This window comes from Colwellia sp. PAMC 20917, assembly GCF_001767295.1.
Lineage (GTDB): Bacteria > Pseudomonadota > Gammaproteobacteria > Enterobacterales > Alteromonadaceae > Colwellia_A.
Genome location: NZ_CP014944.1, coordinates 78,588 through 102,008 on the forward strand (window position 1 = coordinate 78,588; position 23,421 = coordinate 102,008).

The window sequence follows — 23,421 nt, forward strand, 5'->3', positions numbered from 1 at the left end:
ATCAGGCTTTTATCGTTACGAAAAAAGTCTAACGATAAGAAACGCTGATCAATTTAAAGCACTTCCTTTAAACCCTCACAACTAATCTTACAGCGTTCATCACCATGAACCTTGTTAAGTCTTACTCTTTCTTATTTTTCCATAATTTATAAATAATAATTCAGGGAAAACTCTTATTTATTTAACTCACTGATACACGCGCTTGCGATAAAGCCGGAACGTGTTTTATAAGTTGAAGACTTACTGACTCGGTTATCAATTTGTTTAATCAACAACTCCGGTAAGGTGACATTGATTTTATGACTTTTCCCTAAATAGGGTGTTATATCGATATCAAGAATACACCAAATAACATTTGGATAGGCTGTTAGATGATTTTCAATCGTTGTAGCGTGTGGGATGGCTTCACCATATTCGGCCAATATAGAAAGGTGTGCAGCGATACTGTCATTAATATTGTTTAAAGAGACATCAATGCTCTCACCATTACCTACACAACCGGGTAAGTCAGGAACGTATGTTTTGTAGTTTTCAACGCCAATTATTTTCTTTAATGCGATAGGGTATTTCATTGTTATTGCCTCTTTAATTAACGTATTCAAGTGTAACCCCAGCAACTCCATATAGCAACAAATTAACAACCCTAGTAACCCCTGCTCAAACTAAAAAATAACCCCAACAACCCCGTGAAACTTAGTGACAGTAACCCTGGTAACTCTATTGTTGGTGTGAAGTGATTGGTCACTTAGTACTAGACTCCTTATAAATAAGGGGAATGATAAAGAGTTAAATTATATCGCTATAAATAGCCGATAATGCTTTAACGAAGCTAATACGGGGTGCTTGGGGTTGCTATGATTAAGCTGTTTGAGGAACGATTGACAATAACAGAGGGTTTTTAGCTACTCTTTCTAGCTAAGTTACCTACATAAAGTAAGATAGTTAAGGCATGGGTAAACGCTTAATCCACAATATAATTTTTGATGAGATGAAGGGTTTTTATATCAGGGAGAGTAGTTTTTAAGCACAAAAAAAACGGCTAATTTTCATTAGCCGTTGTTATATTATTAAAGTAGGACGTTACTTTTTACCGAGCAATAAAAATATTTGTTTAGCAATGTCAGTATTATCAACCTTGCCCTTTAAGACTTCGCTGCTTTTACCTAGTGTATGTAAAGGAACGTCAATTGCAGTATGGCCACCTGATGTCCAGCCAGTGTTTGTTCTAATATCTATAATGTTTTTAATTGCACTTGCTATGATGTTATTCATGGTGGGTTCTTTAGTCTTTAGCTTTTCTTGTTCATCAAGTGATTTGTAAGTAGCAATTTCCTCAACTGCAAATATTTTCGCCGCTTCAATTTGTTCAACTTCATTATTTGTTACATCGAAGTTAAGTAATTGACTTAATCCTTGTTGTGTTACTGGGTTGTTAGCTAACTGTTTAGCTATTGTGCTTGGCGAACTTTTCATTGTGCGTAAAATTTCAGGGTGCCACTCATACTTGCCACGTGCACCAACGGTTAAACCACCCGTACTATGATCAGCTGTTAAAATGACTAACGTATCAGGATTTTGTTTTACGTACTCTTCTAAGTACTCCATCGTTTTAGCTAAATCTGACATTTCAGCCATCGCTGTTGCGATATCATTAGAGTGACCAGCCCAATCTATTTGACTAGCTTCAACGAGCATAAAATAACCTTTACTATTTTCTAGTTGTTTAATTGCAACTTTAGTCATGGCGGATAAACGATATGGGTCACTATCATCTAGGGCTGTTGGTAAACCTGTATCATCAAAAAGACCAATAACAGGCATATCTACTTTAAGTGTGTTTAAGGCGTTGTAGTTATCAATATACTGAAACCCTGATGCTTTAAATTCTTCAACTAAATTTCTATCTTCACGTATAAAGTATTTCCAGCCTCCGCCAAAATAGACATCTGCTTTTATACCATTATCTATATAGCTATCGGCAATGGCATTATAATTATTTCTGCTTTCATTGTGAGTTAAATAACCAGCAGGGGTCGCATGATTTATCTGTGATGTTACGACAACACCTGTTTTTTTACCTTGTTTTTTGGCAAATTCAAGTACAGTTTCAACGCTGTTTTTATTCACGTCTAAAGCAATTGCACCGTTATAAGTTTTATAACCCGTGGCAAGTGCAGTAGCACTTGCGGCAGAATCAGTGACAACACCAGAAACACTTGCCGGATAAGTACTAGCTGAGCCAACAAGTAAACGGTCAAATACTGTTTCTTCTATAATCTCAGTTGTTGGGTCATCATTAAAGTATCGGTAGGATGTTGTATAAGCGGGACCCATACCATCGGCTATCACCATAATGATGTTTTTTGGTGAAGGCATTTTCTTAGCAGCCTCTGCATTTAAAAGCATTGCTGTTGAGTCATTATCAATCGTTTGACAGGCTGTTAATGCAAGTACGATGCTAACAGCAGATAGGAGTTTTTTCATTTTTATCTTCTTGTATAAGTGTTAATAATTAATAAGGGTTGGTGATAATTTTAGATGACGCTTTAGTCTTCAGTAACAGGTCAATCCATACCATTCGGTGATCGGAAGATGCTGCTCTTTTTTTTATTAACCTAAAAGTCTCTTCGTTTTCTGTTGGCCAGTAAACGCCTGATTTTTCAATAACTAATCCAGACTTTGATGGTAACGCGTAATCGGCTCTCATTCGCCAAGAGGCCGTATGATACTTTGCATGTGCGTTATTTTGACTGTGTCGTTTTCCCCCTTGACTTTGGGGCAATGCATCTTGAATTTTATCATTATTTAGTAAGCTTGATATGGCCGAATTTAAAGAATCACCCTCAACATTAGACGCATTAAGATCACCGAGAATAACAAAAGGTCCACAGGATGTTAAACCTCCTTTTTGACCCTTGTCATCGTAAATGTATGCTGATTTTTCCGATGAGATGTAATCATCCCAAAAACGAATTTCATCATGATTACGTTTACTATTTCTATTTTCTGGACCATCAAATATCGGTGGTGTAGGGTGGCTTGCTAAAATATGAACGACTTGTCCATTAACCTCAACCGGAATATCCCAATGAGATTTAGAAGATAAACGCATATTTTCCCAAGCTTCATCACTAAACCAAGATGTCGAGGTTTTAGGAGTGAATGGTTGTAGGGCGTTAGGCATATCTCGCCACTTAAAGTACTGAAAGGTACGAATATCGGCAATATTAATCGGGTGCTTTGACAAGAGAACCATACCAAAGTGACCTGAAAAATGTCCATAACCAAAACCATCACCCGGCAAAACACCTCGTTTACCGTCGCCATCTAGATCGTAGCCTGAATTGACACCCGTATTAACGGGTCCTTGATAAAAATAAGGAAAATCAATTTCTTTTTGCCCATTTTGGCTTTTGTTCAAATAACGTTTAATGAAAGTTTTTAGCGCGTGGTGTTGGTTATTGTCGCTATTATCTTGATTATCAAATTCATTCAGTAAAAGAATATCTGGGTTCTTACGCTGAATAATTTCTGCAATATTTTTAATTTGTTGATGATCACTGTCTATGGCTATTTGCAGGGTGTTATTTGAAATGTTAGTCGCCCCAGAACTTAGCGCAGACTGATAGTTTAAAGCCTCCATACTTACATTAAAGGTTGCTATTTTAAGAGGCTGTGCTTGTGTTGTGCTCATATAAGTTAGCGCTAATATTAAAGTAATAGGTTAAATGTCGATGATTATGTCAACGTTAGTGTAAACCGCAGCCACGTAAAATCATGTCAGTTAGAAAAGCGATAACATCTTCGACATCTTCATCTTCGTAATCAGCTCTATTCATAATCGTTAAAATTTGTGTTTCAAAATCGGCATAGTGTTGCGTTGCTGACCAAATAAGAAATATTAGATGAGTCGGGTTAACATCGCGCATTTCACCATTATCAATCCATTGCTGAAATAGTTGTGCTTTCTCTCTTACCCACTTTCTTTGATAGGTACGTGCAAAATCTTTCAAATGTTGTGCACCTTGAATAATCTCCATGGCATATATTTTTGAAGATTCAGGGTGCTTAAAAGACATTCTTACTTTTGCTTCAATAAATTTTTCAATAGCTGCTTTAGGACCATCTTCAGGATTTATATCACCAATACCTTCGTCCCACATTTGTAGGGTATGTTCTAGTACGGCATGGTATATATTCTCTTTATTCTTGAAATAATAAAGTATATTAGCCTTAGGTAGGCTTGCTCTATCGGCAATTGATTGCACCGTAGCGCCTTTATACCCTTGTAAAACAAATTCTGTACTAGCCGCTATTAAAATCTTGTGTTGGCTTAGTGCACGAATATTCCCTGTTTTTTTTATTTCTTTGTTATTTTTCATTAAGTTGCTCAATATTTAAAATGCATAAATAAAACATTTTTAAGTTAAATTGTTATTATAATTTTACTTTTTTACTATCTGTTGACCAAATAGTTAACTTTTATGGTTTGTTATACTTATCTTTATTTTATCATTGATTTAAGTCACTAAATGCCATTTTTCAATGAAATTCTACTATAAATGTTTAGCCATTTATATGAAAGGGAACTTTAGTGCTTTAGTTGATGTTTTTAATTTCTCCATAGCTATTTTAGTTAAATAATGAGTGTTAATAGGCTTAAGGCTATGTATATATGGTTAATTGTTTATTATGGTTTGTTTTTTATCTTAATTGACTCATTCTACTTATAACTAAAAAGCCTTAAATCTGCTTATAGATAACAATATTTTATATAAGGGTCATCTTCGCTATCAATATAAATGATAGTCATAAGCTTGTAGCGCATCTTGTTGTTTATTATGGTTTTTTATCATTATTTTTTAATTGTTCTTTTTGTCATCATTAACAGATACTATTTGAATTTCAAAAACTCTGAAAATATGTAATGAAAGTGTAATAAAAATCTGGTCTAATTTCATCCGAAATTAAAAACAGAGCAACTGGTTAGGTTTTTTGGTTGCTAAAAAAAATAATTCGTAAACACTTAAAAAACGTAATCAAGGAATAACCGATGAACACTCAACGTCTCTCACTTATTTCAAGTGCAGTTATTTTTGCACTTGGCTTATCGACTTCTGCTATGGCAAACGATACCTCCTCCGCTATTCGAGGTAGTATTGAAAATTCAGCGGGTGCTATTTCAGTTAACGCAAAAATTGAAATTATCCACGAACCTTCAGGCACAAAAACGCTTACCACTTCTAACGACGCAGGTAATTTTTCAAGTAAAGGTCTTCGCGTAGGCGGTCCTTACACGATTAAAATCACCGGCGAAAAAGGTGTTACTGTTTACAGAGATATCTTTTTAACGCTAGGTGATACCTTTCGTTTAAATGCAAAACTTGAAGCTGCAGATGATGTTGAACGTATTTCTGTAACAGGTAGCAAGATTTTTTCTAATAATATTGGTAGCAATAGTTATTTTGGTGCTGATGATATTGTTAATGCTCCAAGTTTCGACCGTGATATTAAAGATATCGTTCGTAACAACCCTCTAGCTGTTTTATCTTCTAAAGATGGCGAGTTAAGTGTTGCCGGTACTAACCCAAGATTTAACAGCATCAGCGTTGACGGTATTAGCCAAAATGATGACTTTGGTCTGAATGCCAATGGTTACCCTACAACGCGTTCACCTATTTCTCTTGACGCGATTGAGCAGGTAACTATCGATGTTACTCCTTTCAATGCGAAAGACAGTGGTTTCCAAGGCGCTAAGATTAACGCGGTAACAAAATCAGGTACCAACGAGTTATCAGGTTCATTCTTTTATGAAACTCAAAATGACGGCATGGCCGGTACACCTAAGAATGGTACAGACGAAGCGCCATTAGATTTTGATGAAACAACTTTTGGTGCAACCCTTGGTGGCGCTATTATTGAAGATGAATTATTTTTCTTCGCTTCATACGAATATTACGAAGCAACATCAACTGTTGAGTGGGGACCAGATGGCGCTAACGTACCTAACTCTGCTGATGCCAACGTTGCTGATGTTTTAGAAGTACAAAGAATTGCTCGTGAAGTCTACGGCGTAGAGCCAGGCGAATGGGATTTATCTCCTAAAGTTGACGATGAAAAATTATTGTTGAAACTAGATTGGAACATTAACGATGATCATCGTTCAGCGTTTACTTACCAATATACTAAAGGTAACAGTACACGTAACCAGTCTACTTATGGTGGCGAATTACGTTTATCATCACATTGGTATGACAGAACTGAAGAATTAAACAACTACGCGTTTAAACTTTATTCTGATTGGAATGACGATTTTTCAACACAACTTAGCCTAACTTACCTTGATAACCCAACGACTCAAGCTTCATTAGGTGACTATTCTGACACTGTTATTCAAGCTGAATCTGGTGATATCGCAATTGGTGCAGATCACTCTCGCCATTCTAACGATTTACGTAAAAAGACTTTTATCATGTCTTTAGACGGTGATTACTTATTAGGCGATCACAGTTTAAGTTTTGGTTACCAGTTTAAACGTTTAGACATTTTTAACTTGTTTTTACAAAACACCAAAGGCGATTACCGTTTTGGTAGTATTGAAGACTTTGAAAATAAAGTTGCGAACAGAGTTATCTACCAAAATGCAACCAGCTTAGATCCAAATGACGCAGCCGCTTCATTTGTCCGTGACGAGCATGCATTTTTCATTCAAGATGAATGGATGTTCAATGACGATATTACTATCGACATGGGTTTAAGATACGAAATGTTAGCGTCTGACGACACACCTACCTATAACGAACAATCTAAAGCACGTACAGGTTTTGACAATACTGAAAACTTAGACGGCACGGGGATTTTCTTACCACGCTTTGGTATTAAGTGGGATGCAAGTGATGACCTTATCGTTCGCGGTGGTGTTGGTCGTTATTCTGGTGGTCAACCAACAGTTTGGGTATCTAATTCTTATTCAAACCCTGGCGTTGGAATTGGTAAAGTTTTTGCAAACGGTACCTTTGAAAATGTAGATATTAGCGGTCCACGTCAAGAAGATAAGGACGCAGTAGCTAATTCAACCACATTTGCTGGCACAAACTTTGTAGATCCAAACTTTGATTTACCTTCTGATTGGCGCTACCAGATAGCTCTTGATTACCGCTTCGATATTCCGGTATTAGGTGAAGACTTTTTATTAACCACAGAATATTTATACAAAAAGTCTGAGAATACTGCTTTTTGGCAAGACGCAAGTTTATTCGGTGACGAAGATGGCACGACAGCAGATGGCGGTCGAACTATCTATGATGATGCCGATGGTTCAATTACTGACCTAATGTTAACAAATGCCGGTAAAGATGGTCGTTCTAAAATCTTTAGCGTTGTTTTGAACAAAGATTGGGACAGTGGTGTTAGATTAACAACGTCATACACTAACCAAGACGTGACTGATGCACACACAAGTACAAGTGCAACCGCAGGCAGCAACTTTGGCTATAATACGGTGATTAACCGTAATGACGCTGAAGTCGGTCGTTCTGGTTTTGAAACAGAACACAGATTTGTTGTTAACTTAGGTTATGAAACTGAATTTGTTGCGGGTTACAAAACTAACATCAACTTGTTCTTCGAACGCCGTTCAGGCAAGCCAGTAACTTTCTATGCTGACGGTACTGACGTAGATGGAAGAAGTGGCCCTGGTCGCGACCCTTATGGCTTAATAAGCCCAGGTACTACTAACGATTCGTTCCTACCTTATATTCCTACTGTAGGTGATACTAACGTTGTTTTCACTTCAGCGGAAAATGAAGCTAATTTCTTTGAAGCGATCAACGACTTAGGTTTAGATAAATATGCCGGTGGTTACTTACCAAAAGGCGTAATAACTACACCATGGGTAACAACACTTGATTTAAGCATTCGTCAAGAAATCCCAGGGTTTAAAGAAGGCCACAAGGGTATGGTTTACTTAACGGTTGATAATCTATTAAATCTTGTAGATAGCAGCAAAGGTAAAGTATACGGAAGCGACTTTGGTACTCAAGAGTTAGTTGAATTTACTGTTGACCCAGCAACAAGACAATATGTATATGGCCGTTCTATCTCACAAAATGATGATGGTAGTTACGCAGACAATAAATTTTATACGACTGATTCTGCATGGCGTATAAAAGTGGGTGTTAGCTACAAGTTCTAACCACACTGTAATTTATTGAAATACAGGCCCTTTAGTATACTAAAGGGCTTTTTTTTACAAAAAAATTAGCCGAGTAAGTGATACCTTAAATGCATTACTTGACCACTTGGTCAGCTATGGTATTCTCACAGGTCTACATTACTCTTGAATTTTTACAATAATGAATAAAAATACCATAGAAATACCTGCAGAATTAAAAGTAGCCGCTAAAGAAGCTTATTTAAAAGCTTATGCGCCTTATAGTAAGTTTCATGTCGGTGCTGCGGCTTTAACCACTTCCGGTACGATTGTCCAAGGGTGTAATGTTGAAAATGCCTCTTACGGGTTAACTGTCTGTGCAGAACGAAATTGCATAAGCCATGCCGTGATAAAGGGTGAGCAAAGTTTTCAAATGATCGTTATATATACCGAGCAAGAAAAAATGACACCTCCGTGTGGTGCCTGCCGACAGGTTATTGCTGAGTTTTTTGAACAATCAGCACCTGTGATAGCGTTTAACCACAAAGATAAACAACAAGTGTGGAGTGTCGCAGAGCTTTTACCTGATGCTTTTACGCCAAAATATTTATTGGACATTTAAGGATATCCATCAATGATATTACCCCAAGAAATTATTCGCACTAAGCGCGATGGTAAAATCCTTAATCAAAGCCAAATTCACGATTTTGTTAATGGTTTAGTTGATGGTAGCTTTTCTGACAGCCAAGTCGGTGCAATGGCGATGGCAATTTTTCAGCAAGGATTATCGGTTGAAGAAAAAGTAACGCTCACCACCGCGATGATGAACTCGGGTGATGTGCTCTCTTGGGAGGGCTATGATGCCCCCATCGTTGATAAACACTCTACGGGTGGCGTAGGTGATAAAGTCAGCTTTATGTTAGCGGCGATTGTTTCTGCGTGTGGCGCTTATGTGCCGATGATCTCAGGGAGAGGGTTAGGGCATACCGGAGGTACATCAGATAAATTAGAAAGTATTGCCGGTTTTAATGTAGAACCAACAATTAGCGAGTTTAAGCGTATTGTTAAAGAAGTGGGCGTAGCCATTATTTCTCAAACAGATAATTTAGCGCCAGCAGATAAACGCCTTTATGGTATTCGTGATGTCACTGCGACAGTTGAATCTATTCCACTGATAACCGCTTCAATTTTATCTAAAAAACTTGCAGCAGGTCTTGATACTTTAGTGATGGATGTCAAAGTGGGTAATGGCGCGATGATGTCATCTCTTGAAGATGCTAAAGCACTTGCCGATAGTATTTCTAGTGTCGCCAATGGTGCAGGGGTTAAGACTCAAGCGATCATTACTGACATGAATCAGGTATTAGGCACCAGTGCCGGTAATGCCATTGAAATGTATGAAACCGCTAAATATCTGACGGGTAAACAACGCGAACCTCGTTTACATAAAGTCGTTAAAACCTTAGCCTGTGCGATGCTTGTGAATTCGGGCTTAGCCAGCGACGAGCAAACCGCTTACCTTAAAATTGATAAAGCCCTTCATTCAGGTCAAGCAGCTGAAATATTTGAGCGCATGATAGCGGCGTTAGGTGGGCCAAAAGATTTTGTTGAAAACCCATGGGGCTCAATGAATAAAGCGGCCATTATTATGGAAGTTAAAGCAAGTCAACATGGCTATTTAGCTCAAATGGACACTCGAGATATTGGTATGTCAGTGGTGGGATTAGGCGGCGGAAGAACGGCGCCAAAACAAAAAGTTAACCACAGTGTTGGCTTCGATAGAATTTTACCGCTTGGGGTTCAGGTCAATAGTGGTGAAGTCATCGCTCGTGTACACGCCAAAGATGAAAATTCAGCGCTGTTAGCCGCAGAGCAATTTAAACAAGCGATCACTTATTCTGAAGATAGCCCTGAATTACCACCGGTTATTTATTAAATAAAGCCGTTATAGACAATGCCGATATAGGTAATATCTTGCTAACTAATCACTTATTAAAAAAGTGATTAGTTTAACCAAGTCGCATTAATTACAGCGTACCAAAGATTTTATCTCCGGCATCGCCCAGACCCGGTAAAATATAACCTTGTTCGTTAAGTTTCTCATCTATTACACCAATCGTTAACATGACATCCGGATGAGCATCCTCAAGCAATTTTATACCTTCAGGCGCAGCGACCAAAAATAGTGCAATGATTGTTTTACATCCCGACGCCTTTAATAAATCTATGGTTGCTAATGCTGTGCCGCCAGTCGCTAGCATGGGATCAATAATAATTGCTGTTCTACTTTCTATATCAGAGATAATATTCTCGTAGTAACTTTCTGGCGCTAATGTGTCTTCATTACGCTGTATACCGACAACACTTATTTTTGCACACGGCAGTATTGACAGTGAGCCTTCAAGCATACCTAAACCAGCACGTAGAATTGGTACCAGAGTGGGTTGTTTATCAGCAAGAGTTGGCACTGAAATTTCACCAGACCAACAAGTTAATGGGATATTTTTAATACTAAGGTTTTGAGTCGCCTCAACCGTTAATAACATTGATATCTCTTTGGTTAACTCTCGAAAGGCTTTAACTGAAATATTATTATCGCGTAGTAAACTGACTTTGTGTTTAACCAGAGGATGAGAGCTTTCAAAAACTGACATGGAATATTCCTTGTTTTTATAAAGATATAGAGGAAGTTTAGCTGAACATATTGTTAGCAATAAGTACTTTAAGCTAGATATTTACCAGACCAATTGCTTAAAATGGGCTCTGCATAATGGCTCATATCGTTCATTGCCGCCCACTTCTACTTGTTGACCTACTTTTACGGGTACACCATTTTCATCTTGTCTGATAACAAAATTAGCTTTGCGTCCACAATGGCAAATTGTTTTTAACTCGACTAACTTATCGGCCCAAGCAAGTAGGGCAGCACTGCCTGAAAAAGTTTCACCAAGAAAGTCAGTTCTTATTCCGTAGGCTAACACGGGAATATGTAAGAGATCGACAACATCCGTTAACTGCTTAACTTGTTCGGTTGACAAAAACTGTGCTTCATCAATCAGTACACAATCAATTTTAGCGGCTTGATGTTTATCTTTTATTTCCGTAAACATATTGATGCTATCATCAAATAAGAAAGCATCTGCGTCTATACCTAAACGTGAAGCGACTTTGCCTTTAGCAAATCTGTCATCAATTTGCGCCGTATAAATTGCGGTAGTTAAGCCGCGTTCTCGATAATTATAAGACGATTGCAGCAAATGAGTAGATTTACCCGCATTCATTGATGAATAATAAAAATACAGTTGTGCCATGAGTTACTTCTTTATTAAAGGAGATCAGTAGTTAGTTGCTGAGGTATTTTCTGTGCTGTGTCCTAGTGTGTCAAGTAAACTGTTAAGTAAGCTACTTGCACCAAAGCGAAAGTGGTTATTATCAGCCCACTCACTGCCTAAGATACTATCGGCTAAAGCAAGATAAACTGCTGCATCTTCTGCGTTTTTAACACCACCGGCGGGTTTAAAACCGACATTGATATTTTTGTTTTTTATCACTTCAAGCATAATTTTTGCGGCTTCTGGTGTTGCATTTACCGCTACTTTCCCTGTTGAGGTTTTGATAAAGTCAGCACCGGCATTAATAGCAATTTCACTGGCTTGTTCAATCAAAGCGGGTGATTTAAGCTCACCCGTTTCAATAATTATCTTCAACTTAGCAAATTCACCACAAGCTTGTTTACATACTTTGACCATATCAAAACCAATCGCTTCATTACCTGCCATCAGAGCTCGGTAAGGAAAAACCAAATCGACTTCGTCGGCGCCGTATGCGACCGCGGCTTGTGTTTCGGCTAATGCGATATCTATATCATCATTACCGTGCGGGAAATTAGTAACGGTAGCAATTTTTATCTGTGGTGTTTGTTGTGCTTTTAACGTCTTTTTTGCCAAAGGTACAAAGCGAGGAAAAATACAGATAGCAGCAGTGACGCCACCAATAGAATTTGCCTGTCGACACAAGGTTATAATTTCTTCTTCTGTTTCACTGTCGGTTAAACTTGTTAAATCAATTAACGAAAGTGCGCGTTGAGCGATGGCTTTAAGGTCAGACATAACGTTTATTTTCCTATCAATTATTTATAAAGAAATGAATACGCCAGCAATAGCTGCGCTCATTAAATTAGCTAAGGTCGCCGCTAACATAGCGTGCATGCCAAGCCGCGCGATATCACGTCGGCGACTAGGTGCCATTGAACCAATACCACCTAACAAGATTGCGATGGAAGATAAGTTAGCAAAGCCACACAATGCAAAGGTGACGATGGCTTGGGTTACCGGTGAAAGTGTATCTTTAATTTCAACGAAATTAACATAAGCAAAAAATTCATTGACCACAACTTTTTGGCCAATAAAACTACCCGCTTGTAGCATTTCATTAACCGGTACACCAATAATGAAAGCGAAAGGAGCAAACACGTAGCCTAAAATAAGTTCGATGGTAATATTATCGTAGCCAAACAAACCACTAATACCACCAACAATCGTATTAAGAAGAGCAATTAAAGCAATAAATGCTAATAACATCGCACCCACGTTTACCGCTAGTTTTAATCCAGATGCCGCGCCAGATGCGGCTGCATCAATAACATTAGCAGGCTTTTCATCGCCTTCGTCAAAGTCTACGGAGTCTTGAACAATTTTTTCAGGCTCTGTTTCAGGGCAAATGATTTTAGCCATCAGTAAGCCACCCGGTGCCGCCATAAACGACGCCGCTATTAGGTATTTAAGCTCTATGCCTAAACCCGCATAACCCGCCATAATAGAACCAGCAACAGAGGCTAAGCCACCAACCATAATGGCAAATAGTTCAGACTGGGTCATTTTAGCTATGTAAGGTCGAACAACTAAGGGCGCTTCTGTTTGACCAACAAAGATATTGGCAGTCGCTGATAGTGACTCGGGTTTACTGGTTTTTAACAGTTTTTGTAAACTACCACCAATAATTTTAATAACCCACTGCATAATACCCAGATAATAAAGTACGGCGATTAATGAAGAAAAGAAAATAATATTAGGTAAAACACGCACAGCAAAGACAAAGCCAACACCATTCTCGTACATAGCATCTGTGCCTAAGCCACCAAAGAGGAAGTTAATACCGACCTTGGCACTATCAATAACACTTTGAACACTTGAAGTAATCGTGGTCAATACGTCTTTGCCAAAGGGGACATATAAAACAAACGCACCAAGTAATAGTTGCAGCAAAAATGCAAAACCTACCGTACGAAAATTAATGTCCTTTCTACTTTTAGAAATTCCATAGGCAATGGCTAATAAAACAAATATGCCTATTACCCCTCTAAATGCGGCAAAATCCATACATACCCCTTAATATTTTTTATTGTTATTGTTATTGTTATTTTTGTAGTGGTAATTTTGACAGTTGACGAATTTTTGCTTTAAGTACTTCTATCGCCATTCTGTTTTTTCCGCCTCGTGTGATCACTATATCAGCCCAAGCTTTAGAGGGTTCAATAAATTGATAATACATAGGTCTAACCGTTTCTAAGTATTGATTAGTTACCGACTCAACACTTCTATTTCGCTCGGTTAAATCACGTTTGATTCGTCGAACTAAACAAATATCAAGTGGCGTGTCCATGTAGACTTTTATATCAAACTGATCTCTCAGTGCTTTGTTTGAAAGCAGTAAAATACCTTCAACAAGCACAATCTTCGTTGGGGTAAATACCCGTGTTTCATTTAAACGTGTATGCGTTTTATAACAGTAAATAGGCACGTCGATAGATTTATTTTCAGTGATGTTTTTTAAGTGCTCAGTTAACAAGTCATGTTCAAAGGCACTGGGATTATCATAGTTTGTTTGTTCACGTTCAGACATCGACAAATGAGATTGATCGCGATAGTAGGCATCTTCACTTAGAATAGAAATACCGTCTTCACCTAATTCATCGATAAGTTCGTCGTGAATAGTATGCGCAAAAAGGGTTTTACCCGATGCAGAAGGACCTGTGATTGTAATGATTGTCGGTTTATTTGCGTTCAATTGTTTATGCCTGTCGATAATTCAGCTTCAGAAATGGTTTTAATCCTATCATTAGTGATAATGTGATAGTAATTAACGCTAATTTTGTACTTTTACGGTTAAATGATCAAAAATACGTTACTTTATTCACGTATATTTTAAAGCATCATTTACCCCATTTTCAAAAGATGGTAAATTAGCACAACTTGACCATGTGGTCATGTTTTATTCTGCTATTTATGAATATATATTGAAAAAATGATCATAAAGGAAATGCTATGGCCCGCGCAATAGTTTTAGTAATAGACAGTTTTGGTATCGGTTACTCTGCTGATGCAGCTGAGTTTGGTGATGTAGGCGCAAATACCCTTGCTAACCTCGCTAAAGCATATTATGCAGAGACAGGCAAAGCGATAAACTTACCTAATTTGGCAAGTTTAGGCTTATTTAAAGCTTGCCATGAGGCGTCAAATACCGATTTTCCACAGCAAGGCGGTGAACCTCAAAAAGGGGCTTATGGCTACGCACAAGAGATAAGCACAGGTAAAGATACCCCAAGTGGTCATTGGGAAATGGCAGGTGTGCCGGTTCTCTTTGACTGGGGATATTTCACCAATAAAGAAAAAGCCTTTCCGGTTGACCTAATAGATAAAGTTAACAAAGCCACTGGCTTTAGCGATATGTTAGGCAATTGTCATGCCTCAGGTACGGTTATCTTAGAAAAGTTAGGACAAGAGCATATCAAAACTGGCTTACCTATTTGTTATACCTCAGCAGATAGTGTTTTTCAGGTTGCCGCTCATGAAGAACATTTTGGTCTAGACAATCTTTATAAGTATTGCGAAACAGTAAGAGCAGAACTTGAAGGCCTTAATATAGGGCGAGTTATTGCCAGACCTTTTATCGGTGACAACCCAGACAATTTTGCTCGAACAGGTAACCGCCGCGATTATTCGGTATTACCACCAGCACCAACCGTACTAGATAAAATATTTGATGCCGGTACGCATGTGATCAGTGTTGGTAAAATTGCTGACATTTTTGCCCATCAAGGTATTAGCGAAAAAACCAAAGCAACGGGCTTAGATGCTTTGCTCGATGCCAGTATCAAACATATTAATAGTGCAGCAGATAATTCGTTAATATTTACTAATTTGGTTAATTTCGACCAAGATTTTGGCCATAGACGTAACCCGGTCGGCTATGCACAAGAACTTGAAGCCTTCGATCTACGCATTCCTGAAGTACTCAATGCGATGAGCGATAACGATGTGCTGTTTTTAACCGCTGACCATGGATGTGATCCAACGTGGCCAGGTAGCGACCATACCCGTGAGTATGTGCCAGTATTGGCTTATCATCACAATATTGCTTCGGTAAATTTAGGTAAACGAACAACCTTTGCTGATTTAGGGCAAACCATAGCTGAAATGTTTAATGTTGATAAAATGGATTACGGCACCAGCTTTCTAACTGAGCTTAACTTTAACAATTAGTAGCGAAGTGGCTTTGATTCAAAGCTGTTATACGTGTAAATAATGCTTATAAAAAAAGGGGTTAGCAAAAATGCTAACCCCTTTTTTTATGTTCAGGATGAACGAATATAACGTTATAGGATACTTTCTAAGGTTAATTCCATCATGTCTTTAAAGGTGGTTTCGCGCTCATCTGCGGTAGTTTGTTCACCGGTTTTAATATGATCGCTTACGGTTAATACCGTTAAAGCTTTTTTACCGTATTCTGCTGCAACGCCATAAAGGCCAGCAGCTTCCATTTCTACCGCTAAAACCCCATACTTTTCCATAGTGGCAAACATTTCAGGCTGCGGAGTATAAAATAAATCAGCCGTGAAAATATTACCAACACGGACAGGTTTATTTAAACGCTCAGCCGTATCTACAACACTTTTTAACAATGAAAAATCTGCACATGCGGCAAAATCAACGCCATGAAAACGCTGTCTGTTAACGTTAGAGTCGGTACTTGCTGCCATACCAATAACAATATCACGTACTTTAATGTCATCACGAACAGCGCCACAAGACCCAATACGAATAATACTTTCAACGCCGTAGTCTTTGTACAGTTCAGTCGCGTATATTGAAACGCTAGGGATCCCCATTCCAGAACCCATTACTGAGATAGGCTTGCCTTTATAGGTGCCCGTGTAGCCAAACATGTTTCGAACACGTGTAACGCATTTAACATTTTCTAAAAAATTATCGGCAATATATTTAGCGCGAAGTGGGTCGCCCGGCATTAATACAGTTTTTGCAAAGTCGCCTGCTTGAGCTTCAATATGTGGAGTTGGCATAAGAGTTATCCTTTAGTTTTTAAGTGTAACTCAGTAAGTTTCTAGCCAGACCTGATGGGATCAAACTGCTATCAAGGATTTTTTACTGAAAAATGTTTATGGCGACTATTTAAAATCGCCTAAAAGTTAATGTGGTTATAATAATACTAAGTACTGTAACGATCAATTACCTATTAATCATTAAGGTTAACAACAACCAATAAAATTTATAATCGCAGTGTGATTGATAGCAATATTATCTTTACGCTATAGTTTTAACTGGCGTAATGTTTGTTTTTCATCATGGCTTAAAAAACTCATTTCAATGGCATTGCTTTGTAATTGCGTTATTTGTGCTTCACTGAGTTTAAGTAAGTTACTGGCAAGGTTAAATTCATCTTCAAGCTCAATATTCTCAACCGCAGGGTCATCAGTATTTAAACAAACATTAAGGCCATTTGCTAAAAAGGTTTTTACGGGGTGCTGACTTAAATCTTTTATCGTACCTGTTTGATAATTTGACGTCAGGCAAGACTCAAGACCAATGTTATGTTTAAGCATGTAGTCCATTAGCTTTTGATCTTTTACACAAGCGACGCCATGACCAATTCTTGTGGCTCCCAGTTTTTCTATAGCATGCCAAACGCTTTCTGGTCCGGCCGCTTCACCCGCATGCACGGTTACTTGTAAACCCGCATGCGATGCTTTCTTGAAATGACTTTCAAAAAGACTACCAGGAAAATTATACTCGTCTCCCGCTAAATCAAGTGCAACAATATTATCTTTATGGGCTAAAAGGGCGTTAAGCTCAGTTTCACAATTGTCTACTCCAAAAGTACGGCTCAAAATACCAATTAAATTTATTTTGGTCGGATACTTTTTACGGCCTTGGTTAACGCCTTCAATAATCGCTTCCACAACACCTTCAATAGGGAGTTTGTGGGTCATTGCCATATAAAAAGGTGAAAAACGTAATTCGGCATAATCAATATTAGCCAGATAAGCATCTTCAACATTTTCATAACCGATGCGAATAACATCATCTAATGAAGAGAGAACTTGCACGCCCCAATCTAACTTCTTTAAAAAAGCGAGCAGGTCGGCTTCATTGTCCGTAATTTTAATATGAGGTAAAAAGTCTTCGAAATTAGTTTCAGGTAAGGCAATATTATTTTTCTGAGCTAATTGCCAAACAGTTTGAGGTCGAATGTTTCCGTCTAAATGTCGGTGAAGGTCTATAAGTGGCAGTTGCTTATTATACATGTGGGTCTATTGTCCTGATAATATAAAGTGTTGCTAGTTAACACTAGCAACGGTTTATGTCTGTGGTCTATTCTAGCTTAAAATCCTTATTAAATGTTTAAAGCTGTACTTTAACCGAAATAGGGCAATGGTCTGTTAATGTATTAGCAAGCTCCCGAGTATATTTTTCTTTGAAAACTAATTGTTCAAAAGAGTTTTCGACATACATGTTTTTTGCGCTAGGGTTAAAAACAATATGGTCGATATAATCTTTGTAGTAGCCGCCCCAACAAGCAGACTCTTTAGTCATTGTTGGTGTCCAAAGCGCTTCATTGCCTTCATCGTCAAGGGCTTGCCATAAACCTTGGTCTTCGGCATATTGATGACTTACATCTTGTGAGAATCTGCGATTAAAATCGCCAAGTACAATAAAGGCTTCATTATCTTTAGCTCGTTCATCTACCCAACGTTCAAGTGGGTCTATTTGCATACTTAATGTAGTGCAGGCTTCTTTTAGTCTTAATTCTTTATCTGTACTACTTGGCATCGCTGCAAGATATTTACTATCAAGTGGCAAAGCAAAACAACCAGACTTTAAATGTACGGCAAGTAACCTAATTTGTTTACCATCTCGAGATAGGGTTAAGTCCATACCATGTCTGACACGGGTAACATTTAATGCTTTATATTCTTTGGCAACCACTGTTAAGCCCGCTGATTTTTTAACGGCTACACCAACACGCTGTACCCAATCTTTAGTTGAAAAATAAAAATCGTATTCGTTACCAAAGACCATTTTTGCCCAATTTTCATCTTCAACTTCTTGTAAAGCAATCACATCGGCATCAAGTTGTTTAGCATAGACGGCTAATTGCTGATAATCATCTGATTTTCGTTTATTATACTCATGAGAACCTAACCAAGCGATATTCCATGAAGCTACTTTTAGTTCTTGAGAGTAACTTGGTGAAACATACATTAAGCTAAATAGTAAACTAGCAGTTGTTAATATTGTTTTTTGCATTAATACTTCTCTTAGTTAAACTCAAGTTTTTTGAGCACAGGTAAATAATAAACGTTAATTCACTGAATAATTTACTTAACCATTCGGTCAAGAATTGATATAATTCGCCACATTACACTACTTTTACAGTAAGAAACAACCACTATGAATAAAAAATTTATTACCGCACAAGAATTACTAGAAGATTCTTTTAGACTGGCCGCAAAAGTCTTTGAAGATGGTTTTCGTCCACAATTTATCATAGGCATATGGCGTGGTGGAGCACCTGTTGGTATTGCTGTTCAGGAGTATTTTGATTTTAAAAATATTGACACAGATCATATCGCTGTCCGTACTTCTTCTTACTACGGCATTAACCAACAAAGTAAAGAAATTAAAGTGCATGGTTTGCATTACATTATCGAAAATGCCAATGCAACTGATGGCTTATTGATTGTTGATGATGTTTTTGATTCAGGCCGCAGTATTGATGCATTAATAAAACAACTTAAAAAATTAGCGCGTAATAATATGCCAACAGATGTTCGCATTGCTTGTCCTTGGTATAAGCCAACCAATAATGTGGTTGACATCAAACCAGACTACTATGTTCACGAGTCTGATGAATGGTTGGTATTTCCACATGAATTGTCAGGATTAACACAAGAAGAAATTGCTGAAGGTAAGTCTGACCTTACCAATATATTACACCTTTTAAAATAATTACAGGTTGAGTTGTTAATGAAGCTGCTACCCTTTATAGCTATCTATCTCTCTGCTTTTACTGTGCTTGCTGATGATAACATTCATCAGCAAGTGACTTTAAAGGGAAAGTGGCTGGTAGAAGCTGATCAGCAAGTTATGTTTGACCCACAAACCTCCGCGTTAAAGCTATGGCGCGGCAAGTTACTGACTCTCTCTGATGGTTCAGCTGATAAGTCTCAGCAGAAACAATTACATATAATTGAGCCCACGAGTGGCTTAGTTGAAAAAAATTCATTGCTCATGACCATGTCTAGCCAGGTAAAGTCCAGCTGCTTTTCCTCGTATCTAGCAGGTGAGCCAGATTTTGAAGCTTTAGCGGTTGACCCTAACAATGATAAAGTTTTCATTATAGTGACCGAAGATGCCCGTAATGGCGATGAACTTTCATCGGCATGTCAACAGCGCTATCAAAATACCGGTTCGACAACATTCCCGACACTTATTGTGAGATTAGCGCTTGATGATAATAATATATTATCAATGACGCACGTTAGACCCTTACAATTTGACGCAAGTTATAACGTCGGTGACTTTTCTAATGATGGTATCGAGGGACTAGCTTTTGGTCAGGACAACACTTTATACCTTGGTTTGGAAAAAGACAGTCAGGGTTTAGCGCGTATTTTTTCGTTGGTATTAGGCGAAAATTTTTGGGCGACTGATGAATTTGCTCCGGTAATTGATACTGAAGTTCTATTACCGACATTTAGTCAGGGTGGGCACCCTATAAATGGTATGGACTATCTTTCGAAGGATAATCACCCTGGTTATATCGTTGCTGCAGCTAGGAATGATGATCAATTATGGATTATCGATTTGGCAAAGAAACAACCAACAAAAATTATTGCTATGAATTTTTTAGCGCCAGTGAGTGCTGAAAATGATGAATGCAGTGATTGGGAGCCTATTGGTAACACCTCATTAGAAGGCGTTGCAGTAGCGAAAAATAAAATTTGGCTAATCAATGATCCATGGAAAGCGCATTACATAGAAAATGCAAAATGTCCGTCAAATTATGATAAGTACAAAACTTTTTCGCCCTTATTGTTTTCGCTAGCCATTGATAAAGGTTGGTTAGAATAAATAATCGCTATATATACAACATAGTTATTTGTAATTATAGCCATATTGTTTACGAAGCTTACTTGAAAGTTTATAATGCTCAGGTTAACCAGTGGTACAGCCACTGGTTTTTTATGTCTGTACTTACTCAGGCAAATAGATCGCGAATAAATAGTCATAAATTTTTAATACGCTTTAGCGTTCTCGCGGAATAATTAATAGTAATAGAGTGATGAATAATGCCAATAAGTGGTGTTTTCACTTTATTAGGCAATTAGCAATAGGAAAGTAAATGAGCTCAGATTCAACAAAAATAATTTATACGATTACCGATGAAGCGCCTGCATTGGCGACTCACTCTTTATTACCAATTATTCAGGCATTTACGGCTTCTTCTGGTATTAACGTTGAAACGCGTGATATTTCACTTGCGGCCCGTGTATTAGCGAACTTTCCAAAATACTTAACAGCAGAACAACGTGTAAGTGATGCTTTATCAGAATTAGGCATGTTAGCTAAAACACCAGAAGCTAACATCATTAAATTACCTAATGTTTCAGCTTCAATACCACAACTAGAAGCCGTTATTAAAGAGCTTCAAGCTAAAGGTTATAACTTACCAAACTACCCGGCTGAACCACAAAATGAAGCAGAGCAATCTATTAAGCTTACTTACGCAAAAGTTTTAGGCTCTGCGGTTAATCCTGTTCTACGTGAAGGTAACTCAGACCGTCGTGCGCCTAGCTCGGTTAAACAATATGCACGCAAAAATCCACATTCTATGGGTGCTTGGTCAAAAGATTCTAAATCACACGTTGCTCATATGTCAGCGGGTGACTTTTACGGTAGTGAAAAATCAACCACTATTAATGGCGAAACCAATGTAAAGATTGAATTCGTTAGCGAAAATGGTGCGGTCACTTTATTAAAAGAGCACTTACCGTTATTAGACAAAGAAATTATCGATGCGGCAGTAATGAGCAAAGCGGCATTAATTGAATTCTATGAAACACAAACAGCTAAAGCTAAAGAAGAGGGCGTTTTACTTTCTCTTCACTTAAAAGCAACCATGATGAAAGTTTCAGATCCAATCATGTTCGGCTATGCAGTAAAAGTTTTCTATAAAGATGTTTTTGACAAACATGCTGCTATTTTCGAACAACTTGGTGTGGATGCTGATAATGGTATTGGCGATGTTTATGCAAAAATATCTCGTTTACCAAGCGAAAAACAAAAAGAAATTGAAGCTGATTTAGCCGCTGTTTATACCACACGTCCAGAAGTTGCGATGGTTGATTCAGACAAAGGTATTACTAATTTTCATGTACCAAGCGATGTAATTATTGATGCTTCAATGCCTGCGGCTTTAAGAGCTTCTGGTATGATGTGGGATCGTGATGGCAATCAAAAAGATACTAAGTTTATGATCCCTGATCGTAACTACGCCGGTGTTTTTTCAGCGGTTGTCGATTTTTGTCGTGAAAATGGTGCATTCAACCCAACAACAATGGGCACAGTGCCGAACGTAGGTCTAATGGCGCAAAAAGCTGAAGAATACGGTTCACATGACAAAACCTTTACCATGACAGGTAAAGGTACGGTTCGAGTAGTTAATGACAACGGCGAAACCTTGTTAGAACATAACGTTGCTCAAGGTGATATTTGGAGAATGTGTCAGGTTAAAGATGCGCCTATTCAAGATTGGGTTAAGCTTGCTGTTACACGTGCTAAAGCAACTAACGTACCGACAGTATTTTGGTTAGATGAAAATCGTGGCCATGATGCAGAGATGATTAAAAAGGTAAATACCTATCTAGCTGACCATGATACAACAGGTTTAGATATTCAGATTTTAGAACCCGTTAAAGCCTGTGAGTTTACTTTAGCGCGAACCGCTAAGAGTGAAGATACTATTTCAGTAACCGGTAACGTTTTACGTGATTACTTAACTGATTTATTTCCAATTTTAGAATTAGGCACCAGCGCTAAAATGCTGTCAATTGTGCCACTAATGAATGGCGGTGGATTATTTGAAACAGGCGCGGGCGGTTCAGCACCTAAGCATGTTCAACAATTTGAAAAAGAAAACCATTTACGTTGGGATTCTTTGGGTGAATTTTTAGCCCTTGCTGCTTCTTTAGAACATGTAAGCGTTCATACCAAGAATAACAAAGCGCAAGTACTTGCTGATACGCTAGATTCAGCTACAGGTAAGTTCCTCGATGAAAACAAATCGCCTTCACGTAGAGTGGGTGAATTAGATAACCGTGGTAGCCATTTTTATCTTGCTATGTACTGGGCACAAGCACTTGCTGAACAAACAAATGATGAAGAGTTAAAAGCGAGTTTTACTGCTATTGCTCAAGCATTAACTAAGCAAGAAGCTAAAATTATTGCTGAATTAAATGCCGCTCAAGGTCCATCAATGAACATCAACGGTTATTATTATGCTGATGTTGACCTAGCGCGTAAAGCGATGCGTCCAAGCGAAACGTTTAATACTATATTATCTAGCTTACTGTAACGTAACATTCGTTAAGTTATAAAGATAAAAAAGGCTGAGTATCTTCATTGATACTCAGCCTTTTTATTGAATGCTAATAATGATAATTAGTCTTACTTAGATATTTTCACTCTAATTCTATTACTACCAATTCTAGTTTCGTGCAGTGCTTTAATCGCTTTTTTAGCTTCTGCTTCATTAGGCATTGCCACAAACGCGAAACCTTTAGATTTTCCCGTTTCTTGGTCTAAAACTAAAGTACATTCGGTGACACCACCATGAGCTGAAAATAAAATCCGAATTTCTTGTTCGGTTGTAGAGCGAGATAAGTTACGTACTAATAGTTTCATCAACAA

20 protein-coding genes are annotated in these 23,421 nt (G+C 38.0%); 7 read left to right on the top strand and 13 right to left on the bottom strand.

What is annotated here, in order from left to right; genetic code table 11:
- Window positions 1-173 precede the first annotated feature (173 nt).
- The 4 genes from A3Q34_RS00385 to A3Q34_RS00400 form a co-directional block, all read right to left on the bottom strand.
- Window positions 174-572, bottom strand: a complete 399-nt coding sequence (locus tag A3Q34_RS00385) for a type II toxin-antitoxin system HicB family antitoxin (RefSeq protein WP_070373558.1) — start codon at window positions 570-572, stop codon at window positions 174-176.
- A 508-nt stretch (window positions 573-1,080) separates the two neighbouring features.
- A complete protein-coding gene (locus A3Q34_RS00390; RefSeq protein ID WP_083277841.1) occupies window positions 1,081-2,484 on the bottom strand; it encodes an alkaline phosphatase in 1,404 nt (467 codons plus the stop codon).
- A gap of 28 nt (window positions 2,485-2,512) precedes the next feature.
- Complete coding sequence (locus A3Q34_RS00395; RefSeq protein ID WP_070373559.1) at window positions 2,513-3,694, bottom strand: endonuclease/exonuclease/phosphatase family protein; 1,182 nt, start codon at window positions 3,692-3,694, stop codon at window positions 2,513-2,515.
- Window positions 3,695-3,749: 55 nt separating this feature from the next.
- A complete protein-coding gene (locus tag A3Q34_RS00400; RefSeq protein ID WP_070373560.1) occupies window positions 3,750-4,382 on the bottom strand; it encodes a TetR/AcrR family transcriptional regulator in 633 nt (210 codons plus the stop codon).
- A gap of 671 nt (window positions 4,383-5,053) precedes the next feature.
- Between A3Q34_RS00400 and A3Q34_RS00405 the strand changes: the two genes are divergently transcribed.
- The 3 genes from A3Q34_RS00405 (at window position 5,054) to deoA (ending at window position 10,088) form a co-directional block, all read left to right on the top strand.
- A complete protein-coding gene (locus tag A3Q34_RS00405; protein ID WP_070373561.1) occupies window positions 5,054-8,194 on the top strand; it encodes a TonB-dependent receptor in 3,141 nt (1,046 codons plus the stop codon).
- A 160-nt stretch (window positions 8,195-8,354) separates the two neighbouring features.
- Window positions 8,355-8,774, top strand: a complete 420-nt coding sequence (locus A3Q34_RS00410; RefSeq protein WP_070373562.1) for a cytidine deaminase — start codon at window positions 8,355-8,357, stop codon at window positions 8,772-8,774.
- A 12-nt stretch (window positions 8,775-8,786) separates the two neighbouring features.
- A complete protein-coding gene (gene deoA, locus A3Q34_RS00415) occupies window positions 8,787-10,088 on the top strand; it encodes a thymidine phosphorylase (RefSeq protein ID WP_070373563.1) in 1,302 nt (433 codons plus the stop codon).
- 91 nt (window positions 10,089-10,179) lie between these two features.
- Here the strand turns inward: deoA and upp are convergent, their stop codons facing one another.
- The 5 genes from upp to udk form a co-directional block, all read right to left on the bottom strand.
- Window positions 10,180-10,806 carry a uracil phosphoribosyltransferase gene (upp, locus tag A3Q34_RS00420; RefSeq protein WP_070373564.1) on the bottom strand — a complete coding sequence of 209 codons (627 nt, stop codon included), beginning with the start codon at window positions 10,804-10,806 and terminating at the stop codon, window positions 10,180-10,182.
- Window positions 10,807-10,887: 81 nt separating this feature from the next.
- Window positions 10,888-11,463, bottom strand: a complete 576-nt coding sequence (locus A3Q34_RS00425) for a thymidine kinase (RefSeq protein ID WP_070373565.1) — start codon at window positions 11,461-11,463, stop codon at window positions 10,888-10,890.
- A gap of 24 nt (window positions 11,464-11,487) precedes the next feature.
- Window positions 11,488-12,261, bottom strand: a complete 774-nt coding sequence (gene deoC, locus A3Q34_RS00430) for a deoxyribose-phosphate aldolase (protein WP_070373566.1) — start codon at window positions 12,259-12,261, stop codon at window positions 11,488-11,490.
- A gap of 24 nt (window positions 12,262-12,285) precedes the next feature.
- Complete coding sequence (locus tag A3Q34_RS00435) at window positions 12,286-13,530, bottom strand: NupC/NupG family nucleoside CNT transporter (RefSeq protein ID WP_070373567.1); 1,245 nt, start codon at window positions 13,528-13,530, stop codon at window positions 12,286-12,288.
- Window positions 13,531-13,567: 37 nt separating this feature from the next.
- Window positions 13,568-14,218, bottom strand: coding sequence for a uridine kinase (gene udk, locus A3Q34_RS00440; protein WP_070373568.1), 651 nt, complete (start codon window positions 14,216-14,218; stop codon window positions 13,568-13,570).
- A gap of 257 nt (window positions 14,219-14,475) precedes the next feature.
- Between udk and A3Q34_RS00445 the strand changes: the two genes are divergently transcribed.
- Window positions 14,476-15,693 (top strand): phosphopentomutase, encoded by a 1,218-nt coding sequence (locus A3Q34_RS00445; RefSeq protein ID WP_070373569.1) that lies wholly within the window; start codon window positions 14,476-14,478, stop codon window positions 15,691-15,693.
- 113 nt (window positions 15,694-15,806) lie between these two features.
- Here the strand turns inward: A3Q34_RS00445 and deoD are convergent, their stop codons facing one another.
- The 3 genes from deoD to A3Q34_RS00460 all read right to left on the bottom strand — a co-directional run bounded on the left by deoD (window position 15,807) and on the right by A3Q34_RS00460 (window position 18,756).
- Window positions 15,807-16,511, bottom strand: coding sequence for a purine-nucleoside phosphorylase (gene deoD, locus A3Q34_RS00450; protein WP_070373570.1), 705 nt, complete (start codon window positions 16,509-16,511; stop codon window positions 15,807-15,809).
- 246 nt (window positions 16,512-16,757) lie between these two features.
- Complete coding sequence (gene add / locus A3Q34_RS00455; protein WP_070373571.1) at window positions 16,758-17,753, bottom strand: adenosine deaminase; 996 nt, start codon at window positions 17,751-17,753, stop codon at window positions 16,758-16,760.
- 97 nt (window positions 17,754-17,850) lie between these two features.
- Window positions 17,851-18,756, bottom strand: a complete 906-nt coding sequence (locus tag A3Q34_RS00460; protein ID WP_070373572.1) for an endonuclease/exonuclease/phosphatase family protein — start codon at window positions 18,754-18,756, stop codon at window positions 17,851-17,853.
- A 144-nt stretch (window positions 18,757-18,900) separates the two neighbouring features.
- Here A3Q34_RS00460 and A3Q34_RS00465 point away from each other — a divergent pair, with 144 nt between their 5' ends.
- The 3 genes from A3Q34_RS00465 to A3Q34_RS00475 all read left to right on the top strand — a co-directional run bounded on the left by A3Q34_RS00465 (window position 18,901) and on the right by A3Q34_RS00475 (window position 23,086).
- The gene (locus tag A3Q34_RS00465) at window positions 18,901-19,458 is read left to right on the top strand and encodes a phosphoribosyltransferase (RefSeq protein ID WP_070373573.1); all 558 of its coding nucleotides are present in this window, start codon (window positions 18,901-18,903) and stop codon (window positions 19,456-19,458) included.
- A gap of 18 nt (window positions 19,459-19,476) precedes the next feature.
- A complete protein-coding gene (locus A3Q34_RS00470; RefSeq protein ID WP_070373574.1) occupies window positions 19,477-20,583 on the top strand; it encodes a hypothetical protein in 1,107 nt (368 codons plus the stop codon).
- 271 nt (window positions 20,584-20,854) lie between these two features.
- On the top strand, window positions 20,855-23,086 hold the full coding sequence (locus A3Q34_RS00475) for an NADP-dependent isocitrate dehydrogenase (protein ID WP_070373575.1): 2,232 nt from the start codon (window positions 20,855-20,857) through the stop codon (window positions 23,084-23,086).
- Between the two features lie 92 nt (window positions 23,087-23,178).
- On the opposite strand, the gene A3Q34_RS00480 is transcribed toward A3Q34_RS00475, so the two are convergent.
- Window positions 23,179-23,415: an RNA recognition motif domain-containing protein gene (locus A3Q34_RS00480; protein WP_070373576.1), complete on the bottom strand. Its 237-nt coding sequence runs from the start codon at window positions 23,413-23,415 to the stop codon at window positions 23,179-23,181.
- Window positions 23,416-23,421: the final 6 nt, after the last annotated feature.